General features: G+C 60.4%; 12 protein-coding genes and 1 tRNA gene. 7 read left to right on the plus strand and 6 right to left on the minus strand.

Going from position 1 to position 16,695, the window contains the following annotated elements; all coding sequences use genetic code 11:
* Positions 1-83 precede the first annotated feature (83 nt).
* The gene (gene rpoD, locus P353_RS03800) at positions 84-2,531 is read right to left on the minus strand and encodes an RNA polymerase sigma factor RpoD (RefSeq protein WP_034365562.1); all 2,448 of its coding nucleotides are present in this window, start codon (positions 2,529-2,531) and stop codon (positions 84-86) included.
* Between the two features lie 275 nt (positions 2,532-2,806).
* Entirely contained in the window at positions 2,807-4,792 is a 1,986-nt protein-coding gene (gene dnaG / locus P353_RS03805) for a DNA primase (RefSeq protein ID WP_034365308.1), read from the minus strand.
* Between the two features lie 593 nt (positions 4,793-5,385).
* Between dnaG and P353_RS03810 the strand changes: the two genes are divergently transcribed.
* Positions 5,386-7,032, plus strand: a complete 1,647-nt coding sequence (locus tag P353_RS03810) for an acyl-CoA synthetase (protein WP_034365310.1) — start codon at positions 5,386-5,388, stop codon at positions 7,030-7,032.
* A gap of 557 nt (positions 7,033-7,589) precedes the next feature.
* Here P353_RS03810 and P353_RS03815 read toward each other — a convergent pair.
* The 4 genes from P353_RS03815 to P353_RS03830 all read right to left on the minus strand — a co-directional run bounded on the left by P353_RS03815 (position 7,590) and on the right by P353_RS03830 (position 10,376).
* Positions 7,590-8,387, minus strand: a complete 798-nt coding sequence (locus P353_RS03815; RefSeq protein ID WP_034365312.1) for a UDP-2,3-diacylglucosamine diphosphatase — start codon at positions 8,385-8,387, stop codon at positions 7,590-7,592.
* Between the two features lie 119 nt (positions 8,388-8,506).
* A complete protein-coding gene (locus tag P353_RS03820) occupies positions 8,507-9,034 on the minus strand; it encodes a peptidylprolyl isomerase (RefSeq protein ID WP_034365314.1) in 528 nt (175 codons plus the stop codon).
* Between the two features lie 69 nt (positions 9,035-9,103).
* A complete protein-coding gene (locus P353_RS03825) occupies positions 9,104-9,688 on the minus strand; it encodes a peptidylprolyl isomerase (RefSeq protein ID WP_034365566.1) in 585 nt (194 codons plus the stop codon).
* A 124-nt stretch (positions 9,689-9,812) separates the two neighbouring features.
* Complete coding sequence (locus P353_RS03830; protein ID WP_003070694.1) at positions 9,813-10,376, minus strand: tetratricopeptide repeat protein; 564 nt, start codon at positions 10,374-10,376, stop codon at positions 9,813-9,815.
* A 221-nt stretch (positions 10,377-10,597) separates the two neighbouring features.
* On the opposite strand from P353_RS03830, the gene cysS reads away from it, so the two are divergent.
* The 6 genes from cysS to P353_RS03860 all read left to right on the plus strand — a co-directional run bounded on the left by cysS (position 10,598) and on the right by P353_RS03860 (position 16,559).
* Positions 10,598-11,983 carry a cysteine--tRNA ligase gene (gene cysS / locus P353_RS03835; protein WP_034365316.1) on the plus strand — a complete coding sequence of 462 codons (1,386 nt, stop codon included), beginning with the start codon at positions 10,598-10,600 and terminating at the stop codon, positions 11,981-11,983.
* A 50-nt stretch (positions 11,984-12,033) separates the two neighbouring features.
* Positions 12,034-12,858, plus strand: coding sequence for a DNA-3-methyladenine glycosylase family protein (locus tag P353_RS03840; RefSeq protein WP_034365318.1), 825 nt, complete (start codon positions 12,034-12,036; stop codon positions 12,856-12,858).
* A gap of 60 nt (positions 12,859-12,918) precedes the next feature.
* Positions 12,919-13,896, plus strand: a complete 978-nt coding sequence (locus tag P353_RS03845; RefSeq protein WP_034365320.1) for an acetyl-CoA carboxylase carboxyltransferase subunit alpha — start codon at positions 12,919-12,921, stop codon at positions 13,894-13,896.
* 152 nt (positions 13,897-14,048) lie between these two features.
* Positions 14,049-15,053 carry a tRNA lysidine(34) synthetase TilS gene (gene tilS, locus P353_RS03850; RefSeq protein WP_034365322.1) on the plus strand — a complete coding sequence of 335 codons (1,005 nt, stop codon included), beginning with the start codon at positions 14,049-14,051 and terminating at the stop codon, positions 15,051-15,053.
* Positions 15,054-15,146: 93 nt separating this feature from the next.
* The gene (locus P353_RS03855) at positions 15,147-16,412 is read left to right on the plus strand and encodes an aspartate kinase (RefSeq protein ID WP_034365326.1); all 1,266 of its coding nucleotides are present in this window, start codon (positions 15,147-15,149) and stop codon (positions 16,410-16,412) included.
* Between the two features lie 54 nt (positions 16,413-16,466).
* Positions 16,467-16,559 (plus strand) — tRNA-Ser (locus P353_RS03860).
* The last annotated feature ends 136 nt before the right edge of the window (positions 16,560-16,695 follow it).

Raw genomic sequence — 16,695 nt, forward strand, 5'->3', positions numbered from 1 at the left:
AGTGCATACGAAAAAGCCCCGACCTGAAACAGATCGGGGCTTTGGGTAGCAGGGAGCCGGCAAGCCGGTTCGCCGGACTGACTTTACAGCGAGTCGATGAAGCTGCGCAGCTTGTCGGAGCGCGAAGGGTGCTTGAGTTTGCGCAGCGCCTTGGCTTCGATCTGACGGATACGCTCGCGCGTCACGTCAAACTGCTTGCCGACTTCTTCCAGCGTGTGGTCGGTGGACATTTCGATACCGAAGCGCATGCGCAGCACCTTGGCTTCGCGAGGCGTCAGGCCGTCGAGGATGTCCTTGACCACATCGCGCAGGCCGGCCTGCATGGCGGCGTCGATAGGCGCGGTGTTGTTACCGTCCTCGATGAAATCGCCCAGGTGCGAATCGTCGTCGTCGCCGATGGGGGTTTCCATCGAGATCGGCTCCTTGGCGATCTTCATGATCTTGCGGATCTTGTCCTCGGGGATCTCCATCTTGGCGGCCAGGATGGACGCATCGGGCTCGAAACCAAACTCTTGCAAGTGCTGGCGCGAGATGCGGTTCATCTTGTTGATGGTCTCGATCATGTGCACCGGGATACGGATCGTGCGGGCCTGATCGGCGATGGAGCGCGTGATGGCCTGACGAATCCACCAGGTCGCATAGGTCGAGAACTTGTAGCCGCGACGGTATTCGAACTTGTCCACGGCCTTCATCAGGCCGATATTGCCTTCCTGGATCAGATCCAGGAATTGCAGACCGCGGTTGGTGTACTTCTTGGCGATGGAGATCACGAGACGCAGGTTGGCCTCAATCATTTCCTTCTTGGCGTCACGGCTGGCGCGCTCGCCGCTGTTCATGCGCTTGTTGATGTGCTTGAGCTCTTCCAGAGGCACAACCACGCGGGCCTGCAGGTCGATCAGGTTCTGCTGCAGCTCCTGCACGGGCGGAATATTGCGCTCCAGCACGGCGCTGTAGTTCTTGCCTGCCGCCACTTGCTTGATGACCCAGTCCAGGTTCAGCAGGTTGGGCGGGAAGTCCTTGATGAACTGCTCCTGCGGCATGCCGCACTTGTCCACGATGATCTTGCGCAGCTCGCGTTCCTTCTTGCGCACGTCGTCCACCTGGGCGCGCACCAGATCGCAGAGCTTCTCGATCGTCTTGGCTGTGAAGCGAATGGTCATCAGCTCTTCGGTGATGGCCTTTTGCACCTTCATGTATGCCTCGGTGCCGTAGCCTTCCTTGTCATACACCTTGTGCATCTTGTCGAAGAGCTCGCGCATGGAGTCAAAGCGACCCAGGGCTTCGTTCTTCAGCTCTTCGAGCTTCTTGGTCAGGGCCTTGGAGCCTCCCTTGCCGTCATCGTCGTCTTCTTCGTCGTATTCGTCGAAGTCTTCCTCGGCCACATAGTCGTCGTTCTCGTTGGCATTGACGAAGCCGTCCACCACGGTGGAGATGACAACCTTGCCTTCGCGGATCTCCTCGGCCATGTTGAGGATTTCGGCGATGGTCGCGGGGGAGGCCGAGATGGCTTCCATCATGTCCATCAGACCGCCTTCGATGCGCTTGGCGATTTCGATTTCGCCTTCGCGTGTCAGCAGTTCGACGGTGCCCATTTCACGCATGTACATGCGCACGGGGTCGGTGGTGCGGCCGAATTCGGAGTCCACGGTGGACAGAGCCGCTTCGGCCTCTTCTTCCGCTTCCTCTTCGGTGGTCGCCGACTGGCCGGTGTTGTTCAGCAGCAGGGTTTCCGCATCGGGAGTCTGCTCGTACACGGCCACGCCCATGTCGTTCAACATGGAGATCACGACTTCCAGCGTTTCGGCATCGACCAGCTTGTCGGGCAGGTGGTCGTTGATTTCGGCGTGGGTCAGGTAGCCGCGGGTCTTGCCCAGCTTGATCAGCATCTTCAGACGCTGACGGCGGGTGTTCATTTCTTCTTCGGTCAGAACGGTCTCGTCCAGGCCGAATTCCTTCATCAAGGCGCGTTCCTTCGCCTTGCTGATCTTCATGCGCAGAGGCTTGGCCTTTTCGGCAGGAGCAGCAGACGCTTCGGTCGATGCCTCCTCTTCGACTTCGCCTTCCAGATCGCTGTCGATATCCGACAGGTCTGCATCATCCATGTCCTCGCCGGCTTCCTTGGCCTTGGGCTTGCGGCCGCGCTTGGCGGGGGCCTTGTCGGCATCGGCGCTGGCAGCGGGGGCCTTGACGGCGGCAGCCTTCTTGGCGGCAGGGGCCTTTTTGGCGACGGTCTTCTTGGCGGCAGGAGCGGCAGCTGTGTCGTCGTCTTCTTCGGCCTTCTTGCGGCCGCGCTTGGGAGTTGCCTGCGCCAGCAGCGCATCGGCCATGGCTTTGAGTTCGGCTTGTGACTTGGTAACCACGGTGGTGTCTTTCTTTGCTTCGGCTGCAGATGCAGCACTCTTCTTCACAGCAGGCTTGCTGGCACTGGCCTTTTTCGCGGGCTCTGCTGCGGAAGTGGAAGTTTTAGAGGTCTTAGGCTTTGCTGAAGCTTCTGGGGCCTGCTTGGACTTCACGGACTTTGAAACGGGCATGAACACCTCTCACGGTACGAACACACACAAACACACAAAGGAAAACGGAAAATGCAAACAAACGCCATCAAAGCTGGCGCAAGAACAGGCCTAGCCTGTCCGGTGGAGCACAAAGACTCCATGGCAAGATGTTGGGGCGATCATTTGGTATGCAATCCTTGCGAGAAATGGGCCATGCAGTTGCTGCCATCACGTGATTTCTTCACGGGGCCCGGGTCGGAGGTGTTGCTGTCGCTCTTGCCTGTATCCTCTAAATTATACCTTTTTTAAAGATGTCAAGAGGTGGAGCTAATAATTACAGATAAATTTTTTCGCCGCTGTTGAAACTCTATGTAACGCCTTGCCGCCGTGGGGTCGGTGGCGATCTCCTTGAGCGCCTGGGCCTCCTCGCGCTTGAGGTGATCCACCAGGATCAGATTGAGCGTGCCGCGCAATTCCTTGCGCAACTCGTCCACCTCGCCTTCGGGGTTGGCATGGGCGCCGCTCATGAGCTTTTGGGCCAGCGGCTCGCAGGGCGAGCCTTGCAATTGCTCGCGCAGCACTGCCCAGGAGCGCGGCCCGGACTCGGTGAACTGGGCTTCCAGCCAGCGAAACAAGGGCGCATGGCTTTGGTTGCAGCGTGCCAGGGCATCGAAATCCTCATGGGTCATCTCTTCCATGAACTCCATGTGACACATCAGCAGGCGTGCGGCCTGGTCTTCGCGGCTGACCGGCGTGGGGCGTGGGCCCAGTTGCGGTGGGTTCCAGTCCTCGCCCTTCTTGCCCCAGGGCTTGCGCTGGCGGCCGAATTCCTTGCGGCCCGACCAGTTGCTGCCGCCGCCCTGGCTCGGGTAGGAGGGAGCCGGTGCTGCAGCATCGGCCCAGTCGGGAGCGCTTTCCCAGTTGCCGGGCGGCGCATCCCATTCCGGCGCCTGAGGGCTGGCAGCAGGAGGGGTGCGACGGGCCGCGGGGGCGGTGCGTGCGGCTTCCTGCGCCCAGATATCGGAGAGGTCGCGCGAGTCCAGCTGGGCCAGGGCTGCGATTTCGGAGAGCAGCTGGCGTTTGAGTGCGCCGTCGGGCAGTAGCGACCACAGCGGCCGGGCGTTGCTGGCCATGTGGGCACGGCCTTCTGTCTGGCCCAGGTCGCAGCCTTCACTGGCCGATTCGATGAGAAAGCGGCTCAGCGGCGTTGCGTCGCCTACATAGCGCGAGAAGGCCTCGGGGCCGAATTCGCGGATGAAGCTGTCGGGGTCATGCTCCGAAGGCAGGAACAGGAATTTGATGGAGCGCGTGTCGGTGGCCAGCGGCAGGGCCGCATCCAGCGCCTTGCGCGCGGCGCGCCGGCCCGCGCCGTCGCCGTCGAAGCTGAAGACCACGGCATCGGTAAAGCGAAACAGCTTTTGCACATGCTCGGGCGTGCAGGCCGTTCCCAGCGTGGCCACGGCATTGGCAAAGCCCAGCTGGGCCAGCGCCACCACGTCCATGTAGCCCTCGGTGACCAGGGCGTAGCCCATGTCGCGCAGGGCCTGCCGGGCCTCGTAAAGGCCGTAGAGTTCGCGGCCCTTGTGGAAGACCGGGGTTTCGGGGGAGTTCAGGTATTTGGGCTTTTCATCGCCAAACACCCGTCCGCCAAAGCCTATGCATTCGCCTTTGACATTGCGAATCGGGAACATCAGCCGGTCGCGAAAGCGGTCGTAGCGGCGGCTGTCGTCCTCGCCCACGATGACCAGTCCGCATTCTTCAAGCTGCGGGTTGTCGTACTCGGCGAACACGCTGGCCAGACCATGCCAGCCTGCAGGGGCGTAGCCCAGGCCGAAGCGCTTGGAGACTTCTCCCGAGACGCCGCGCTTTTTCAGATACTCGATGGCCTTGGGTGCGGCCCTGAGATGCTTGCAATAGGACTCGCCGGCTTTTTCCAGAAGGTCGCTCAGGCTCTCGGCTTTTTGCTTTTGCTGAGCCTGGCGCTGGCGCTCGGCAGGACTGATGTCGTCCTGCGGCACTTGCAGACCGCATTGGTTGGCCAGCTCCTGCACGGCTTCGACAAAGCCCATGCCGGCATGCTCCATCAGAAAGCCGATGGCATTGCCATTCTTGCCGCAGCCAAAGCAGTGGAAAAACTGCTTGCTGGGGCTGACCGTGAAAGAGGGCGACTTTTCGCTATGGAAAGGGCATAGGCCCATGAAGTTGGCGCCGCCCTTTTTGAGCTGTACATAGCGGCCCACGATGTCGACGACGTCGACGCGGGAGAGCAACTCTTGGATGAATGATTGGGGAATGGCCACCCGCGTATTCTGCCTTTTTCGGCAAACGCCGATGGCGCGGCAGGAATGTGCGGGCGGGCAAAAAAAAAGCCTGCACCCATGGGTGCAGGCTCAGGTCTCCTGATGCCTGGATCATTGCCAGGCTCTCCTCTAAAACGTCTCCTCCGCCACACAGTCTTGAGGCTTGCGACCGGCTCCGTGCGGGCAGGGATGCCGGTCTTGCACTGCCAGTGCAGGCAGTCATGTCCTCAAAACATGTGCGCATTCTAAAAGCGATTCGAAGTCCTGGTGATTGGTCTGTCAGATAAATGATGTCTTATAGATGACTTGCATGAGTTGGCCCTGCCTGGGGAATGAGGAGATTTTTTAATTGGATTTCATGTGGTTGATTTCAAATGAATTTATTGATTTTCAGAAGCTGTTGAAAGTACTGTCTCGCTGAATGACCTTTTGCATTGCTCTGGTTTGTCTGCGCATGTCGCATGCAGGTTTGCCGGCGCGGTGCGGCCATTTCGGGCGCAGCTGCTTGATCCCGATCACAACAGGCCTGTATGGCGCTCGGTTGTAAGCCTGGCGTGACCGATGCTGGGGTACAAAACGCTCAGGAGACAAATATGACAAGTTCTTTCGATCTGAACCTTGCACCGAATACCGCCAACTACGCCGCGCTGACGCCGCTGGGCTTTATTGCCCGCACGGCCGAGGTCTACCCCGAGCGCCTGGCCATTGTTCATGGCGACTTGCGCCAGAGCTGGGCACAAACCTATGCGCGTTGCCGCCAGCTGGCCAGCAGCCTGCAGAAAATCGGCATTGGCAAGAACGACACCGTGGCCGTGATGCTGCCCAATACGCCACCCATGGTGGAGGCGCACTTTGGCGTGCCCATGGCCGGTGCCGTGCTCAACACGCTCAATACCCGGCTCGATGCCGAGACCCTGGCATTCATGCTGGATCACGGCGAAGCCAAGGCCTTGATCGTGGACCCCGAGTTTGCGGCCTTGATGGCCAGGGCACTCCAATTGCGCAAGGGCACAGAACCCATCTATGTGATCCAGGTCGAGGACAGCGTCTATGGCGAGGCGGCCGAGCAGATCGGTGCCATCGACTACGAGGGCTTTGTGGCCCAGGGCGATGCCGGTTTCGACTGGCAGTGGCCCGGCGACGAATGGGATGCGATTGCGCTGAACTACACCAGTGGCACCACCGGCAACCCCAAGGGCGTGGTCTACCACCACCGCGGCGCGCACAACAATGCCATCAGCAATGTGCTGGAGTGGGACATGCCCAAGCACGCCGTCTATCTGTGGACGCTGCCCATGTTTCATTGCAACGGCTGGTGCTTTCCCTGGACGGTGGCGGCGCGCGCGGCGGTCAACGTCTGCCTGCGCCGGGTGGATGCGCAGGCGATCTTTGACGCCATCCGCAACCATGGCGTGACCCATTACTGCGGCGCGCCCATTGTGCACAGCCTGCTGGTGAATGCGCCGGCTGCCATGAAGCAGGGCGTGCCCGCGGGCGTCAAGGCCATGGTGGCAGGGGCCGCGCCGCCCGCATCGATGATCGAGGGCATGGAGGCCATGGGCTTTGACATCACCCATGTCTACGGCCTGACCGAAACCTATGGGCCGGCCACGGTCTGCGCCAAGCATGAAAGCTGGGATGCACTCGATATCGGCGAGCGCGCCCGCCTGAACTCGCGCCAGGGCGTGCGCTATCACCTGCAGCGCTCTGCGGCCGTGCTGGACCCGGAAACCATGCAGCCCGTTCCGCGCGACGGCCAGACCATGGGGGAGATCATGTTCCAGGGCAATATCGCCATGAAGGGCTATCTCAAGAACCCGCAGGCGACGCAGGAGGCCTTCCGCGGCGGCTGGTTCCACAGCGGCGACCTGGCGGTGCAGCATCCCGACGGCTATATCCAGATCAAGGACCGCAGCAAGGACATCATCATCTCGGGCGGCGAGAACATCTCCTCCATTGAGGTGGAGGATGTGCTCTATCGCCACCCTGCCGTGCTGGCTGCGGCCGTGGTGGCCAAGCCCGACCCCAAATGGGGCGAGACGCCCTGCGCCTTTATCGAGCTCAAGGCCGGAGCCGAAACCACGGCGGAGGACATCATTGCCCACTGCAAAAAGCATCTGGCCGGCTACAAGGTGCCGCGCGCCGTGGTGTTCGGGGAGCTGCCCAAGACCAGCACGGGCAAGATCCAGAAGTTCGAGCTGCGCAAGCAGGCAGGCTCGGCTTGCGCCATCTCGGCCTGAGAGCCGGCCGCCAACCCCAAAGCCCGGTGCCTTGGCTATATGGGCAGCGGGCTTTTTCGTGTCTGTCGGTTCGGCAAATTTGATAGCTGCTAGCGCCTGATATTCATAGAACTTGGATAGTTTTCAATCTGAAATCTATGAATGGTCTGCGCAATAAGCTCTCAATGAGATAGCTGCAGCTGGTATCCAGCCGCCAACCCCAAAGCCCGGTGCCTTGGCTATATGGGCAGCGGGATTTTTCGTGTCTGTCGGTTCAGCAAATTTGATAGCTGCTTGCGCCTGTTATTCATAGAACTTGGATAGTTTTCAATCTGAAATCTATGAATGGTCTGTGCAACAAGCTCTCAATGAGATAGCTGCAGCTGGTATCCGGCCGCGAATCCCGAAGCCCGGTGCCTTGGCCATGTGGGCAGCGGGCTTTTTTGTGTCTGTCGGATCGGCAAATTTGATAGCTGCTAGCGCCTGCTATTCATAGAACTTGGATAGTTTTCAACCTGAAATCTATGAATGGCCTGCGTAACAAGCTCTCAATGCGATAGCGATAGCTGGTCAGCGCGTCAGGCCAGATCGGGCGGCATGCGCTGCCAGCCTTCGGGCGTCACGCGCAGCACCTCGGCGCGCCGTGTATCGGCATCGATATGCCAGTCGCTGAGCACGATGCGCCACTGCTGCCCGCCCAGTGCGTGATCGGCGGGCTGATGAGTATGGCCGTGAATCAGCCAGGGCGCTTGCGCGGCCTGCATCCAGGTGCTGCTCATCTGCGCGTCGGCATCTGCGTAGGGAGCGCCGCTTTGCTTGCGTTGCTCGCTTTCGCTGCGTGCCGATTTGCCGATCGCGCGGCGCACGGCCAGGGGCTGGGCCAGCAGTTGCTGCTGCCAGGCGGCGGAGCGCGAAACAGCGCGGAATTGCTGGTAATCCACATCGTCAAGGCACAGCGCATCGCCATGGCTGAGCAGGATGCTGGTGCCTGCCCAGCGCAGCACCGTGGGGTCGGAAAGGCCGGTCATGCCGCTTCGGCGCAGAAATTCGTCACCGGCCAAAAAGTCGCGGTTGCCGACCATGAAGAACAGCGGGCGCTGCTGTGCCGCCTCGCGCAGCACGGCTGCGCATTCGGCTTCGAAGCTGCCGGTTTCATCGAGTGCATCGTCACCGACCCAGACTTCAAACAGATCGCCGAGGATGAAGATGGCATCGGCCGTGCTGCGTGCCAGATAGTCTCGCCAGGCTTCGACCGTCTGCGGCTCGGACGGCTGCAGATGCAGATCGGAAATAAAGTCGATGGCTCGCCAGCCGGGTGCGCCTTGCAGCTGCGCCACCTGAGGAGCCGTCGTGCGGGGATCTGAAGATTCAGTCATGTGATGATGGTGGGCAGCCTGAAAACAATAACGGCCCCGAGCGAGAGGCGGCAAGCAAGAGCCGCCTCGCAGCGAGGCCGTCGTCCCCCTTGGGGGAAGGCGCGCAGCGCCTCAGGGGGTTAGATCGCGATCGCCTTGTCGATCACCACGGCGTCGAAAGGCACGTCGTCGTGGAAGCCCTTGCGGGTGGTGCGCACCTTCTTGATGGCGTCCACGACTTCCTCACCCTTGACCACCTTGCCGAACACGGCATAGCCCCAGCCCTGGCCGTTGGGAGCGGTGTGGTTCAGGAAGCCGTTGTCCACGGTGTTGATGAAGAACTGGGCGGTTGCGCTGTGAGGATCGCTGGTGCGAGCCATGGCAATGGTGTATTTGTCGTTCTTCAGGCCGTTCTTGGCTTCGTTCTCGATGGGAGCAGCGGTTTCCTTTTGCTTCATGTCGGCTGCAAAACCGCCACCCTGGATCATGAAGTTCTTGATCACGCGGTGGAAGATGGTGCCGTTGTAGAAGCCCTGGTTCACGTAGTTCAGGAAGTTCTCGGTGGACTTGGGCGCGTTCACGGCGTCCAGCTCCAGGGTGATCACGCCCTGGGTTGCGGTGTCAGCCACGTTGATGGTCACGTGCAGTTCGACTTGGGGATTGCTCATGTCTGTGCTTTCTAGAGGATGGAGTAAAGAGGCGGGTGCGGCCCGGCTTGGGCAGCGCCGCCCGGTTGTTCACTTGATTTCGGTGGCGGAGAGGATTGTTACCGGCGTCGTAGGCACATTCTGGTGCATGCCACGGTTGCCCGTAGCCACGGCGCGGATTTTGTCCACCACATCCATGCCCTTGATGACCTTGCCGAAGACGGTATAGCCATGGCCGTCGGGCTTGGGGGCGTTGAGCATGTCGTTGTTCACCACATTGATGAAGAACTGCGAGGTGGCGGAATTGGGGTTGCCGGTGCGCGCCATGGCAATCGTGCCGCGGTCGTTCTTGAGGCCGTTGCTGGCTTCCAGCGGAATCGGGGCGCGTGTGGGTTTTTCGTTCAGATCGGCGTCCATGCCGCCGCCCTGGATCATGAAGCCGTCGATGACGCGGTGGAACACCGTGCCGTCATAGTGCTTGTCGCGCACATATTGCAGAAAATTGGCGGCGCTCTTGGGCGCCTTGGCATCGTTGAGCTCGACCACGATATCGCCCATGCTGGTCTTGAGCTGCACCTTGGATTGCGCCTGGGCCAGGCCGGGGGTTGCAAAAACAGTGACTGTCAGCGCAATGGCAGACAGGGCTTTAAGGCTGTTTCGACGGAAATTCAGCATGGTCATATTCCTGGGTAAGTGGGCCTTGGGCAGGGCCGCTGGATAGCGGCTGCAAAAAACCGGCTTGAGGCAGCTGAGGGCGCCGGCCTGCTTCACAAGAGGGCGGCGATGGCAAAAAACCGTTTCAGCGCTGTGCAGGCTGGGCCGGGGCAGGCGTTGCGAGAGAGGCCGCAGGCTGCAGCAAGTCCTTGAGCTGCTTGAGCTTGGGGTTCAGGGCTGCGGGGCGGCCGCCCTTGGCCAGGGACTGCGCATAGGACTGATAGGCCAGGCGGGCATAGATATCGCCCAGGTTCTCGTGCGCCACGGCATAGTTCGGGTTGTTGCGCACGGCAGCTTCAAGAGCGGCGCGGGCGCGATCCAGATCGCCCTGGCGGGCATAGATCACGGCCAGGTTGTTATAGGGCTCGGGCAGCTCGGGATAGTCCTCGGTCAGCTGGCGAAACGCTGCAATCGCGTCCTCGGTCTTGCCGTCATTGCTCAGCGCAATGCCGCGCAGAAAACGCATTTGCGGGTCGCGTGAATTCTTGGCCAGATAGGTGTCCGCTTTTTGCAGCGCCTGCTGCGTCTTGCCGCTTTTGAGCAACTGGGCAACATCCGTGTAATCGTCGGCGTAGGCGCTACCTGCAGCGAGCAAGGCAGCCAGGGCTGCCGCACGCGCTGCGGTACTGAACAAGTTGCGTACAGGCATGTAGGTGCTTTCATGGCGCCGCAAAACTGCGCTGCGGCGGGAGCTTATACTGCGGGGAATTGTAGCTGAGGGGTGTGCAGCGCTTAGGCGTCTGGCCGGACCGGGATGTGTCTGGATGCTAGTGCGCATTTTTCAGCCTCAGGGAATGGCAGGCACGGTTTATGCATCGCAGGCATGACCAGTGCTGCTGCTCGCCACCCTCTCTCCCTATTTCAAGATTCATGAGTTTGCGTATCTACAACACGCTGTCGCGTGCACTGGAATCGTTTTCGCCGCTGGAGCCGGGCCATGTGCGTATGTACGTCTGTGGCATGACCGTCTATGACCTCTGCCACCTGGGCCATGCGCGCTCCATGGTGGCTTTCGACGTGGTGCAGCGCTGGCTGCGCGCCAGCGGCTACAAGGTGACCTATGTGCGCAACATCACCGACATCGATGACAAGATCATCCGACGTGCGGTGGAAAACGGCGAGACCATACGCAGCCTCACCGATCGCATGATCGATGCGCTGCACCAGGATGCGGATGCGCTGGGTATCGAGCGCCCCACGCTGGAGCCGCGCGCCACCGAATACGTGCCGCAGATGCTGGGCATGATCGCCCAGCTGCAGGGCAAGGGCCTGGCCTATCAGGCCGGCAATGGCGATGTGAACTACGCCGTGCGCAAGTTTCCAGGCTACGGCAAGCTCTCGGGCAAGTCGCTGGACGAGCTCAACGCCGGTGAGCGCGTGGCTGTGGCGGACGGCAAGCATGACCCGCTGGACTTTGTGCTGTGGAAGTCGGCCAAGGCCGATGAGCCGGCCGATGTGAAATGGCAAAGTCCGTTTGGTGAAGGTCGACCTGGCTGGCATATCGAATGCTCGGCCATGGGCTGCGAATTGCTGGGCGAGAGCTTTGACATCCATGGCGGTGGTGCAGATCTGCAATTTCCTCACCACGAGAACGAGATTGCCCAGAGCGAAGGTGCGACCGGCAAGCCGTTTGCCCAGACCTGGATGCACAACGGCTTCATCAACGTCGACAACGAGAAGATGTCCAAGTCGCTGGGCAACTTCTTCACCATCCGCGACGTGCTCAAGGAATACGACGCCGAGACCATCCGTTTCTTCGTCGTGCGCAGTCACTACCGCAGCCCGCTGAACTATTCCAACGTGCATCTCGATGATGCGCGCGGTGCGCTCAAGCGCCTCTATACCGCTCTGGATCTGGTGGCGCCCGCCGAGGTGCAGATCGACTGGGGCAACTCCTACGCCGCCCGCTTCAAGGCGGCGATGGATGAAGACTTCGGCACGCCCGAGGCAGTGGCTGTGCTGTTCGAGCTGGCCGCTGAAGTCAACCGCAGCAAGTCGCCCGAAGTGGCGGGCTTGCTCAAGGCCCTGGGGGCCTGCCTGGGTCTGCTGCAGGCCGAACCTCAGAAGTTTCTGCAGGCCGGTGCCGAAGGTGTGGACGCGGCCGCGATCGAAGCGCAGATTGCCGCGCGCGCAGAGGCCAAGGCTGCCAAGAACTGGGCCGAGGCCGACCGCATCCGCAAGGAACTGCTCGAGCAGGGCATTGTCCTCAAGGACTCTGCCGCGGGTACGACCTGGGAATCGGCCGCCAAGGGCTGAGGCTGCATGCAATATTCCATCAACTGTGTGAGCAGTGCGAAGGGACGTGCATGAGCGCGGCCAAGCATCTGGACACCATGGAGTTCGAGCAGCTGCCGCTGGTTGCCGATCTGCCCGTGCCCATGGGGCCGGCTGCGCCTTTGCCTGTAGCGCCTTTGGGGGCGGCAGCCATTGCTCAGCCTGCCGGTACAACTGCAAAGCAGGCCGTCGCGCCCAAGGCGGCGGCTCCCAAGATCCATCTGGATCTGCCCGATGGCGTGCCCGCCTATTGGGCCGAGGCCTGCCGCCAGCTCATGCGCCGCGATCGTGTGCTCAAGCGCCTGATTCCGCAACTCGGCAGCCAGGCGCTGCTGCCTTGCGGGCAGGAACAGGCCTTTGCCACATTGGCCCGCTCCATCATCGGCCAGCAGATTTCGGCGAAGTCCGCCAAGACGCTGTGGAACAAGTTCGCCAGGCTGCCTGCTGCCATGCAGCCCGAGCAGGTGCTCAGGCTCAAGGTGGACGATATGCGTGCGCTGGGGCTGTCGGCCCGCAAGGTGGACTATCTGGTCGATCTGGCGCTGCACTTCACCGAGCATCGCCTGCACATGGATGAATGGGACCAGATGAGCGATGAGGTCATCATTGCCGAGCTGATGTCCATACGCGGTCTCAGCCGCTGGACGGCTGAGAATTTTCTGATTTACTGTCTGGGGCGGCCCAATGTGCTGCCTCTGGATGATGCCGGCTTGATACAGGGCATCTCTCTCAATCATTTTTCGGGTGATCCTGTCAGTCGCAGCGATGCCCGTGAAGTTGCCGAGGCTTGGAAACCGTGGTGTACGGTTGCAACTTGGTATATTTGGCGCTCGCTCGAGGCGCAGCCTGTGGCTTGATGACATCTGTCCACTGGCCGATTGCAAGGATTGCAACAGGCTGGCACAAGGAGAAATACGTTGGCGAAAAAGAACTTTCTGGATTTTGAGCAGCCCATTGCAGAGCTCGAATCCAAAATCGAAGAACTGCGCTATGTGCAGACTGAAAGCGCAGTAGATATCTCGGAAGAGATCGATCAGCTCAGCAAGAAAAGCCTGCAGCTGACCAAGGACATCTACAGCGACCTGACCCCCTGGCAGATCACCAAGATTGCCCGTCATACCGAGCGTCCCTATACGCTCGACTATGTACGCGAGTGCTTTACCGACTTTGTCGAAATGCACGGCGACCGACATTTTGCGGATGACCAGTCCATCATCGGCGGCCTGGCGCGTTTCAACGGCCAGCCCTGCATGGTGATCGGTCATCAAAAGGGCCGCGATACCAAGGAGCGCACGCTGCGCAACTTCGGCATGACGCGCCCCGAGGGCTATCGCAAGGCTCTGCGTCTGATGAAGACGGCCGAGAAGTTCAAGCTGCCCGTGTTCACGTTTGTGGACACGCCCGGCGCCTTCCCCGGCATCGATGCCGAGGAGCGTGGCCAGTCCGAAGCCATCGGTCGCAACATCTACGAGATGTCCCAGCTGCAGACCCCCATCATCACCACCATCATCGGTGAAGGTGGCTCGGGCGGTGCGCTGGCCATTGCCGTGGCTGACCAGGTGCTGATGCTGCAGTACTCCGTGTACTCGGTGATCAGCCCCGAAGGCTGTGCTTCCATTCTGTGGAAGACGGGTGAAAAGGCGCAAGAAGCGGCTGATGCCATGGGTATCACGGCTCACCGCCTGAAGGCACTGGGCCTGGTCGACAAGATCGTCAACGAACCCGTGGGTGGCGCTCACCGCGACACCAAGCAAATGGGGGCATTCCTCAAGCGTGCACTGGGTGATGCCCTGCGTCAGTTGTCGGATCTCAAGCCCAAGGAGCTGCAGGATCGTCGCTACGAGCGCATTCAGAGCTATGGCAAGTTTGCTGACACCAAGGCAGACAACCGCTAAGCAACTGCTTGCTTGCGGCTTGCGCACAATGGCTCCTTCGGGAGCCATTTTTTTTGCGGTCGACCTTGATGGCTTTTGAATGAAATATGCTTCAAACCCTTATAAAGCAAGCGCTGCCTGCTATTGAATTATGAATTGGAAGGCTGTTTGCAATGCAAATCAAGTCCGATGCTGACTTGTTGAGTGTCTCGGCAGCTCTGGTTGATGCTGCAATCGCGGGCTTCAAGCCGCCGCTGCCGCTGGCGGTGGCTTTCAGTGGTGGCGCGGATTCATCTGCCTTGTTGCTGGCCTGTCATGTGCGCTGGCCTGGGCAGGTGAGGGCGATTCATGTGCATCATGGTTTGCAGTCTGCGGCTGATGGTTTTCAGCAGCACTGCGAGCAACTGTGTGCCCGGCTCGGCATCGCACTCAAGGTCTGCGCCATCGATGCGCACAATGTACAGGGGCAAAGCCCCGAAGATGCGGCGCGTCAGGGGCGTTATGCGGCCTTGATTCAGGCAGCCCGGCAGCCCTGGTTCGATGCGCAGGGTGCAGCGCTGGATGCGGTGTGCTCCATGGCGCTGGCCCAGCATGCCGATGATCAGGTCGAGACCTTGTTGCTGGCGCTTTCGCGCGGTGCTGGTGTGGCCGGTCTGGCGGCCATGCCAGGGCATTGGCAAAGAGCGGGGCTGGAGTGGTTCAGACCCTTGCTGGCGGTGCCGGGCCAGGCGCTGCGAGACTGGTTGCGGCTCAGGGATTTGAGCTGGGTCGAGGATCCGACGAATGCCGATCCGGGCTACACGCGCAATCGCATCCGGGCTCAGCTGCTGCCGGTGCTGGAGCAGGTCTTTCCGCAGTTTCGCAGCACGTTTGCACGCAGCAGCGCCCATTGCGCCCAGGCATCCGAGCTGCTGGATGAGCAGGCGGCGGCAGACCTGCAGATGGTGGGGCTGCCGCCAGCCATCAAGGCGCTGCAGTGTTTGAGTGAGGCACGTCTGGGCAATGTTCTGCGCTATTGGCTGCGTGTCGCACATGACACCACGCCGACGGCGGCGCAGCTTGCGCAACTCATGGCGCAGCTCGGCGTTTGCACTACGCGAGGGCACCGCATCCATATCAAGGTGGGGCGAGGTTTTGTGGAGCGCCAGGGGGCAAGTCTCGGTTGGTACAATTCCTAGGTTTTGGTTTTTTTACCTGTACGAAAACCGCCGGCGCGCCAAAACCTTTGTGATCTGCGCCGTGGCTGCTGTTTCGTCACCCTTTAGTATCCAATGGCACTGATCGTTCATAAATACGGCGGCACCTCGATGGGCTCGACAGAGCGCATCCGCAACGTCGCCAAGCGTGTGGCCAAATGGGCTCGGGCAGGTCACCAGTTGGTGGTTGTGCCCAGCGCCATGAGTGGCGAAACCAACCGTTTGCTGGGTCTGGCCAGCGAACTGGCTCCCAGCCACGCCAAGAGTTCGTACTATCGTGAGCTTGATATGCTGGCCGCCACTGGCGAGCAGGCATCCTCGGCGCTGCTGGCCATTGCGCTGCAGGCCGAAGGCATGGAATCCGTCAGCTATGCGGGCTGGCAAGTGCCCGTGCGCACCGATAGCAGCTACACCAAGGCTCGCATCGAGTCCATCGACGACAAGCGCGTGCGCGCCGACCTCGAGGCAGGTCGTGTCGTGATCGTGACCGGCTTCCAGGGTATCGATCCCGAAGGCAATATCACCACGCTGGGACGTGGCGGCTCCGACACTTCTGCTGTGGCCGTGGCTGCCGCCCTGAAGGCTGCCGAATGCCTGATCTATACCGATGTCGATGGCGTCTACACCACCGATCCTCGTGTGGTGCCTGCTGCCAAGCGCCTGGGCACGGTGAGCTTCGAGGAAATGCTGGAAATGGCCAGCCTGGGCTCCAAGGTGCTGCAAATCCGTTCCGTGGAGTTTGCAGGCAAGTACAAGGTACCCATGCGCGTGCTGTCCAGCTTCACGCCCTGGGATATCGATCTGGAAGAAGAAGCCAAGTCCGGCACGCTGATTACTTTTGAGGAAGACGAAAAAATGGAAAAGGCTGTCGTATCCGGCATCGCTTTCAACCGTGGCGAGGCCAAGATCTCCGTGCTGGGCGTGCCTGATACCCCCGGCGTGGCTGCTGCCATCCTGGGCCCCGTGGCTGATGCCAACATCGAAGTCGATGTGATCATCCAGAACATCTCCAAGGACGGCAAGACCGACTTCAGCTTCACCGTGAGCCAGGGCGACTACCAGCGCGCCATCGAGCTGCTGCGTGAAAGCGTCGTTCCTGCGCTGGGCGCTTCCGAAGTGGTGGGCAATCCCAATATCGCCAAGGTCAGCATCGTCGGCATCGGCATGCGCAGCCATGTGGGCGTGGCCTCCACCATGTTCCGCGCCCTGAGCAAGGAAGGCGTGAACATTCAGATGATCTCGACTTCCGAGATCAAGACCTCCGTCGTGATCGACGAGAAGTACCTGGAGCTGGCTGTGCGTTCCCTGCACACTGCCTTTGGTTTGGACAAAAGCGAATAATTTTCGCAACTTTCCAAAAACGATCAAAAAAGCTGTTTACAATAGCGTCATTCCGGAAACGTGACCGAGTGGCCGAAGGTGCTCCCCTGCTAAGGGAGTATGGGGTGTAGAGCCTCATCGAGGGTTCGAATCCCTCCGTTTCCGCCAAATCAAAGAAAAAGCCGCAAGGCTTTTTCTTTTTGTCAAGATCCTTTGGGTCCTGACAAAAAGTTTCAAACTTTGATTTGAGTCTGATAAAAACAGGCTACAATGCAAGGCTTCGCTGATCGCAGCAAGCAACGAG

Origin of the sequence: Comamonas testosteroni, assembly GCF_000761245.1 — a bacterium.
GTDB lineage: Bacteria > Pseudomonadota > Gammaproteobacteria > Burkholderiales > Burkholderiaceae_C > Comamonas > Comamonas testosteroni_C.

Bases quoted from the DNA above. Each gene is read 5' to 3' on its own strand.
- rpoD (WP_034365562.1), bottom strand. From the start codon at position 2,531: ATGCCCGTTTCAAAGTCCGTGAAGTCCAAGCAGGCCCCAGAAGCTTCA.
- P353_RS03810 (WP_034365310.1), top strand. From the start codon at position 5,386: ATGACAAGTTCTTTCGATCTGAACCTTGCACCGAATACCGCCAACTAC.
- P353_RS03815 (WP_034365312.1), bottom strand. From the start codon at position 8,387: ATGACTGAATCTTCAGATCCCCGCACGACGGCTCCTCAGGTGGCGCAG.
- P353_RS03820 (WP_034365314.1), bottom strand. From the start codon at position 9,034: ATGAGCAATCCCCAAGTCGAACTGCACGTGACCATCAACGTGGCTGAC.
- P353_RS03825 (WP_034365566.1), bottom strand. From the start codon at position 9,688: ATGCTGAATTTCCGTCGAAACAGCCTTAAAGCCCTGTCTGCCATTGCG.
- P353_RS03830 (WP_003070694.1), bottom strand. From the start codon at position 10,376: ATGCCTGTACGCAACTTGTTCAGTACCGCAGCGCGTGCGGCAGCCCTG.
- cysS (WP_034365316.1), top strand. From the start codon at position 10,598: ATGAGTTTGCGTATCTACAACACGCTGTCGCGTGCACTGGAATCGTTT.
- P353_RS03840 (WP_034365318.1), top strand. From the start codon at position 12,034: ATGAGCGCGGCCAAGCATCTGGACACCATGGAGTTCGAGCAGCTGCCG.
- tilS (WP_034365322.1), top strand. From the start codon at position 14,049: ATGCAAATCAAGTCCGATGCTGACTTGTTGAGTGTCTCGGCAGCTCTG.
- P353_RS03855 (WP_034365326.1), top strand. From the start codon at position 15,147: ATGGCACTGATCGTTCATAAATACGGCGGCACCTCGATGGGCTCGACA.